The sequence below is a fragment of the Sphingomonas populi genome (genome assembly GCF_004208535.1).
GTDB classification, from domain to species: Bacteria; Pseudomonadota; Alphaproteobacteria; order Sphingomonadales; family Sphingomonadaceae; genus Sphingomonas; species Sphingomonas populi.
This window is the reverse complement of the sequence record NZ_SGIS01000086.1, coordinates 1-5,927: the sequence shown is the minus strand read 5'-3', so window position 1 is coordinate 5,927 and position 5,927 is coordinate 1. Positions and strand designations below refer to the sequence as shown.

At 63.6% G+C, this 5,927-nt stretch carries 5 protein-coding genes and 1 pseudogene; 3 read left to right on the top strand and 3 right to left on the bottom strand.

The genetic code is table 11. From position 1 onward, the window contains the following. Positions 1 to 92: pseudogene (locus EWE75_RS23480) on the bottom strand (IS5/IS1182 family transposase); the annotation flags it as partial. A gap of 96 nt (positions 93 to 188) precedes the next feature. Beyond that, positions 189 to 1,466: a Fic family protein gene (locus EWE75_RS23475; RefSeq protein WP_231708541.1), complete on the bottom strand. Its 1,278-nt coding sequence runs from the start codon at positions 1,464 to 1,466 to the stop codon at positions 189 to 191. A 508-nt stretch (positions 1,467 to 1,974) separates the two neighbouring features. On the opposite strand from EWE75_RS23475, the gene EWE75_RS23470 reads away from it, so the two are divergent. The 3 genes from EWE75_RS23470 to EWE75_RS25860 all read left to right on the top strand — a co-directional run bounded on the left by EWE75_RS23470 (position 1,975) and on the right by EWE75_RS25860 (position 3,641). After that, positions 1,975 to 2,766, top strand: coding sequence for an RMD1 family protein (locus EWE75_RS23470; RefSeq protein WP_231708540.1), 792 nt, complete (start codon positions 1,975 to 1,977; stop codon positions 2,764 to 2,766). 216 nt (positions 2,767 to 2,982) lie between these two features. Then, positions 2,983 to 3,309 (top strand): phage integrase N-terminal SAM-like domain-containing protein, encoded by a 327-nt coding sequence (locus tag EWE75_RS23465; RefSeq protein ID WP_231708539.1) that lies wholly within the window; start codon positions 2,983 to 2,985, stop codon positions 3,307 to 3,309. Further along, positions 3,306 to 3,641, top strand: coding sequence for a tyrosine-type recombinase/integrase (locus EWE75_RS25860; RefSeq protein WP_345789406.1), 336 nt, complete (start codon positions 3,306 to 3,308; stop codon positions 3,639 to 3,641). The genes EWE75_RS23465 and EWE75_RS25860 overlap by 4 nt, the downstream gene beginning before the upstream one ends. Here EWE75_RS25860 and trbE read toward each other — a convergent pair. Continuing rightward, positions 3,565 to 5,927, bottom strand: a 2,363-nt coding sequence (trbE, locus tag EWE75_RS23460) for a conjugal transfer protein TrbE (RefSeq protein ID WP_130160473.1), incomplete at its 5' end; no start/stop codon positions are given. The genes EWE75_RS25860 and trbE overlap by 77 nt on opposite strands.

Here is a 5,927-nt window from a genome sequence, read left to right as displayed (position 1 = left end):
TCGGTGCGTGGTCCACGCTTACCCTTCGTCCCGCCAGGCACGAACCCTTTGATCCGGTCCCATTGATCATCCCGAAGCGCATCGCAATCCATCGCTGATCTCCAAAAATCAGCCTTGAATCCGATTTCAGAGCAATTGGGAATCCCTAACCCTTAAATCGTCACCACGCCCTAACAGTTCGGTTTCTGCTACCTCGACGAACTGTTCCTGGTCCGCATCTGGAATGGTGTCGCGCGCAACGGCGACCAGTTGCGCCCGCGCCGCCGGCCGATCCATCTGCCCGCGCACAATGTCGCGGATGACGTCGCGCAGGGTATCCTGGTAGTGCAGGCGGAAGGGATCGGGTTCGCCCAGCGATTGGCGCACGGCTGCATAGCGCGCCGCCGACCGCTCATAGGCCCAAAGGAAGACGTCACCCAGTAGAGCGACATCGTTACGCTCATACACACCGAGTGTCGCGCGCGTGTAGAGATCGCCTGGGACATCGGTGAAGGAGAGGGGGCGAGGTTGGCCTTGATCAATGGGATGTTCGCCGCGAGCCTCGACACCCGCTTGTTCACATCGTCGAACGGCTGGAGGTACGGCAGCTGGACCATCATGAAGAAAGCTTGCTCGATCGGGTCATCGATCGCGGCCGCTGTAGCGAGAAGCTGATCGAAACATTCCTCGATCGGGCCGAGGCCTTCCAGAGGGTGGAATGCGGAGCCATCAATCCCGACGATGATGTAGCGCAGCCGGCCGACCGCGCTAGGATCGACCAACAGGTTGTTCGCCAGCAGCGCGTGCAGGTTGAGGATTGTGTAGCGGTTGAACCCGACGTCGTCGGCGTTGGCGACGAGAAACTCGATGGCGTCCTTGTGGTTGAGGATCATCTGCGCTTCGCGCTGGTCGCGCCCTTCCGCCGCCTCGCCAAAGTCCAGCAGGCGCCTGGTGTCGAGGAGGGAATATGTATTGCCTTCGAGGCGGCTGGAATTCCAGGCGAGGTCGATCAGCAGCCGGTTCAGGATTTGCTTTGCGTAGGTCCCGGCCGCCGCCGGCTCGATCTTCGGCCTGCCGGCAACCGCCAGGCGCTCGCGGTCCCGATCGCTCAGATAGAAGCTCTCGTTCGGTCGATAACCGTCCAGGAAGGCGCGGTCATAGCCGATCGGTTGCCGCGCCGCGACGGGCTGCCGGACATAGGCGAGAAGGACTCCGCCTTCCGGTGATAAGGGAATGATGCCGTCGGCCGACAGACCAGCGGCGTCCGCATCACCACCGCCTGCAAGGTGGTACCGTGCGGCGCGACCGGCGCCCGCGAGCCGCAGGCGGCCGGCACGGACAAGAGAACGAAGGTGATATTGGAGCGTGCGCCGCGGGAGCCGCTCTCCAAGGGCTGCGGCGATCTGCGCGACAGACGCGCCGTCATCAATCTTCGCCACAGCCGCCTCAATCGCATCGAGGTCGGCACCGGCAATTGGCCTGGCCATAAGCGCTCCCGAGTTGCGCGAAATAAAATGCGCAACTAACAGTGTAAATGCGCAATTATTCCGGGAATTGCGCAATTATTTATGAGATCGTGCAGGTGTCGTCGGAGGCCATCGCTACCCATAGGAGCGATGAACGCCAATGATCCTCTGGATCAGCCGGGGCGAGTTCTTATTGACGCGTTACCGCACGCGTGCGTCTCGCCGCCGCCGATAGGCTCCCGCGAGTCAGGACGACGGAAAGGCGCAGGCGAGGTTCCGGTATCGGGCGATAAGAGGAAGCGATGAAGATTACAGGATGACGCGGCAGTGCAGAACGAAGTAGACTGGCAATCGCCTCGTCCAGCATTGCACGCCGACCAGGAATCGTGTGACGCCGCGTACGTGCACCAATGCCGGGGTAGCGGTTCGGGATAGATGTGCCGCAACACTGATAAGGCCGGTCCCATGGTTCTGACGCGACATGGTTGAGGGCGGTTCCCTGCGAACGATAAGCGTTGGGATCCGGGAGGTGCTCGGTGCCGCGTTGCCGGGTGAACCGACCCGAGGCGACGTCCGCGCCCTACTGCTTGGCACGCGCGTCGATACCCGCAATTTGCGAGATTTCGCCGAACCCGAAACCTTGAACCTGTCGGGCGTTGGGGCGGCGTTCGTCTTCCGCTACGGCGTCTTGGTCTTGATCGGCGCCTCGGCCGAGACTGAGCGTAGATTCATCGAACACCTTTCCGATCACGTCATCGAACCCCTGACCACGCCGGAGACCGAAACCGCTTGGATAGAGATACGTGCAGACCGCGAAGAAACCGTCAGCGCAGACGGGCACATACGGTTGAAAGAGGCGTCGCGCGAACGTCTGTTGCTGACGGCCACAGTGGTGGCAAGAAGCGTCGTCCTGGCGCGGGATGAAGGCCGCATCGCCGAAGCCTTCGATCGCGTAGAGCCGCTGATCAACGAACTACGCGTCCATGGGCGCGCGGTGATGCCGATCCGGCGGGTCATGCGGAGCATCGGCGATGTCCTCGCGGCGCAACACCGGGTCGTCGGTCGCGCGCAGATTATGGAGAAGCCGGACCTGCTTTGGGATCACCCGGAACTCGACCGGCTTTATGGGCGCCTGGAGGCCGAGTTCGAACTGGGTGACCGTGCACGTGCGATGGAACGCAAGCTCGAGGTCATCGGTGACGCCGCCGAGTGGTTGCTCGACCTGGTGCAGGATAAGCGCTCATTGCGGCTCGAGCTTGCCGTGATCGGCTTAATCACGTTCGAGGTCGTCCTCAACATTTATGAGGTGTGGCGACACTAAAAGCGACATGAACGAATGGCTGCGGTCGAATGCTTGGAACAGGCCGCGAATGTCGCGTTGTGGGTCCTCCGCACCCGCTCCTAGCGTCGGCAGCCGACCAAGTACGAAGCCGCTGCGCGGCAGTGGCGTTTGCGGTAGGTAGCGGGCGTTCGCTGAGGTTGGCCCCGCGTGAGCGGCGGCGGACGATGGATTTCCTTCAACGAGAGGAACCTCCCCATGGCGACTCTACCGATCGATCGACCCGTTACCCCGCTGCGTCAGCGGATGCTCGACGATATGGCGATGCGCACGATGCGGTCGCGCACCCAACACGACGACATCCGCCACGTTCCTGCCTTCGCGGGGTTTCTCGAGCGCTCGCCCGACACCGCGACCGCCGCGGACGTGCGGGGCTTCCAGCGTCACCAGCGCGAACACGGTGTCGGCGAGTCCACGATCAACGGCTCGGTGTCTGCGCTTCCTGTTCGACGTGACGCTCGAGCGACTGATCTGTCGCGGCGGCTGGTTCTGGCGCACCGTCCCAGGAAGCTGCCTGACGGCTGAGCATCGATGAGGCGGCCAAGCTGCTCGAAGCGGCACCGGGCATCAAGTACCGCGCTGCACCGGGCGTGGCCTACGGCGCCGGGCTGCGCGTATCCGAGGTCGCGCATCTCAAGGCCGACGATATCGACAGCAAGCGGATGCTGATCCGGATCGAGGAGGGTAAGCGCCGTCCCCCGAAGCAGGTTCGTCCTCGTCCCAGGTATTACCATTGGCACAATCTGTTCGACGCCCAACGTGGGCTGTCATGCGGTGATTTCATTGCCCGATGCTGGTTGTATCACGCTCGAAACCAGCGAGAAGATCGGCGGCCCAATCTAGGCCTGAGTCGATAAGATAGCGCTCGGCGAAATCCGCCCGACCGCTCTCGGCGATCATGGCGTCGATCCGTGTTTGGGTGGCCGGATCGGAGGCGCCGCAGAGGGCCAGCGCGATTGGCCCCAGGCCCAGCTCGAACAGCCGGTTGCCGCGCGCCGACTGAAGGTAATATTGCCGCTTTGGCGTGGCGCGGCTGACCAGCTCAATCTGGCGATCGTTCAGTCCGAACCGCTCATAGGCCTCGCGGCTCTGCGGCTCGATCGCCCGGTCGTTGGGCAGCAATATGCGCTGGGGACAGCTTTCGATAATGGCAGGCGCGATGCTGCTCGACGCGATGTCCGCGAGGCTCTGGGTCGCGAACAGCACCGCCACATTCTTCTTGCGCAAAACTTTCAGCCATTCGCGGATCCGCGCGGCGAACAGCGGATGGTCGAGGAATATCCATGCCTCGTCGAGCACCAGCAGGGTGGGCCGGCCATCGAACCGCTCTTCCAACCGGTGGAAGAGATAGGTCAGCACGGGTGCCACCACGCAGGCCTGGCCCATCAGCGCCTCGGTCTCGAAGCACTGGACATCTGCGAAGGCGAGATGCTGCTCGGCCGCGTCGAGCAGCCGCCCATAGGGGCCATCGAGCGTGTAGGCACCAAGCGCGGTACGAAGCGCGTTCGACTGGAGCAGCAAGGTGAGCCCGGTCAGCGTCCGTTCCTCGGGCGGGGCGGACGCGAGACTGCCGAGCGCAGACCACACCCCCTCCTTGATCTCTGGCGTAACGATAACCTTTTCGTGTGCCAGCAGCGCGGTAATCCATTCCGCCGCCCAACTCCGTTCTGTGGCATCGTCGATCCGCCGCAGGGGCTGGAACGCCAGCGTTTCGCCGGCATCCACAGCGAGGCCGAGCGCGTGGTGTGCGCCGCCCATCGCCAGCACGGCGGCGCGCGCCGAAAACCCCTTGTCGAAGATATACACCTGGGAGCCGGCGTAGCGTCGGAATTGGAGCGCGATCAGCGCGAGCAACACGGATTTGCCGGCGCCGGTCGGACCAACCACCAGCATGTGGCCGACATCGCCGACATGGGTCGATAGGCGGAACGGCGTCGATCCAGCAGTACTGGCGTGAAGCAAGGGTGGGCCATCGAGATGAGCGTTGCGCATGGGGCCGGCCCATACCGACGATAGGGGCATGAGGTGGGCGAGGTTCAGCGTGTGGACGAGCGGCTGCCGGACATTGGCGTAGACCTGACCGGGCAGCGACGACAGCCATGCCTCGACTGCGTTCACGCCTTCGCGAACGCAAGTGAACCCGAGCCCGTTGACGACCCGTTCGACCTGCCGGACCTTGTCTTCGACCCGACCGCGATCGGTGTCAGTCACCGTGATCGTCGTGGTCAGATAGCCGAACGCGACATGGTCGCCGCCCAGGACCTGAAGCGCAAGGTCGGCATCGACCACCTTGTTGTCAGCGTCGGTGTCGAGCAGTTGCGATGGCTGGTTGTACATGATCTCCCGCAGGAGCGCGGTGATCGACTTGCGCTTGTTGAACCACTGCCGACGCAGCTTGGTCAGCGCCTTGGTCGCGTCGCCTTTGTCGAGCGCGAGAAAGCGCGTGACCCAGCGATAGGCGAAGTTCTGATGGTTGAGCGCATCGAGGATTCCCGGCCGGCTCATGCTGGGGAAGCCCAGCACCGTCAGGGTGCGAATGTGGCTCTCACCAAGCCGCGGCTCCAGCCCGCCGGTCAGCGGCGTGTCAACCAGCAGCGCGTCGAGATAGACCGGCGTCTCCGGGACGGCGACACGATGCACTCGCTCGGAAATCGTATCGTGCAGGAACGTCAGTGTCTCGGAGTCGTCGAGCGTGCGGACCTCGGGCATGAAGCTTGCGAAGAGGTCCAGGGCACGATCGCTTTCGGCGATGAAACTGGACAGCGCTCCGCGCCAGTCCCGGCCCTTGTCGGCAGCGGGCCGCTCAACGAGTGAACGTCCGGCGGTTTCAGCGCTGTCCGGCGTCGGCAGCCAGGTCAGCGTCAAATGGTAGCGGCTCTCATAATGCTCGCCTTCTTCCAGGAAGGCGGCGCGGCGCTCCTGGTCGACGAGCCACGAGGCCGCGTCCGGGAAACTGCTGTCGGGATAGGCTGACGCCTCGCGCCGCTCGGCGTCGAAGAAAAGCGCCCAGCCGGTGCCGAACCGCTTCAGCACATTGTTGGCCCGGGCGCAGGCTGAGATCAGCTCGGCCTCGGTCGCGGATTCGAGATCGGGACCGCGGAAGCGCAACGTCCGCTGGAAGCTGCCGTCCTTGTTGAGGATGA

Bases quoted from the DNA above. Each gene is read 5' to 3' on its own strand.
- EWE75_RS23475 (WP_231708541.1), bottom strand. From the start codon at position 1,466: ATGGCCAGGCCAATTGCCGGTGCCGACCTCGATGCGATTGAGGCGGCT.
- EWE75_RS23465 (WP_231708539.1), top strand. From the start codon at position 2,983: ATGGCGACTCTACCGATCGATCGACCCGTTACCCCGCTGCGTCAGCGG.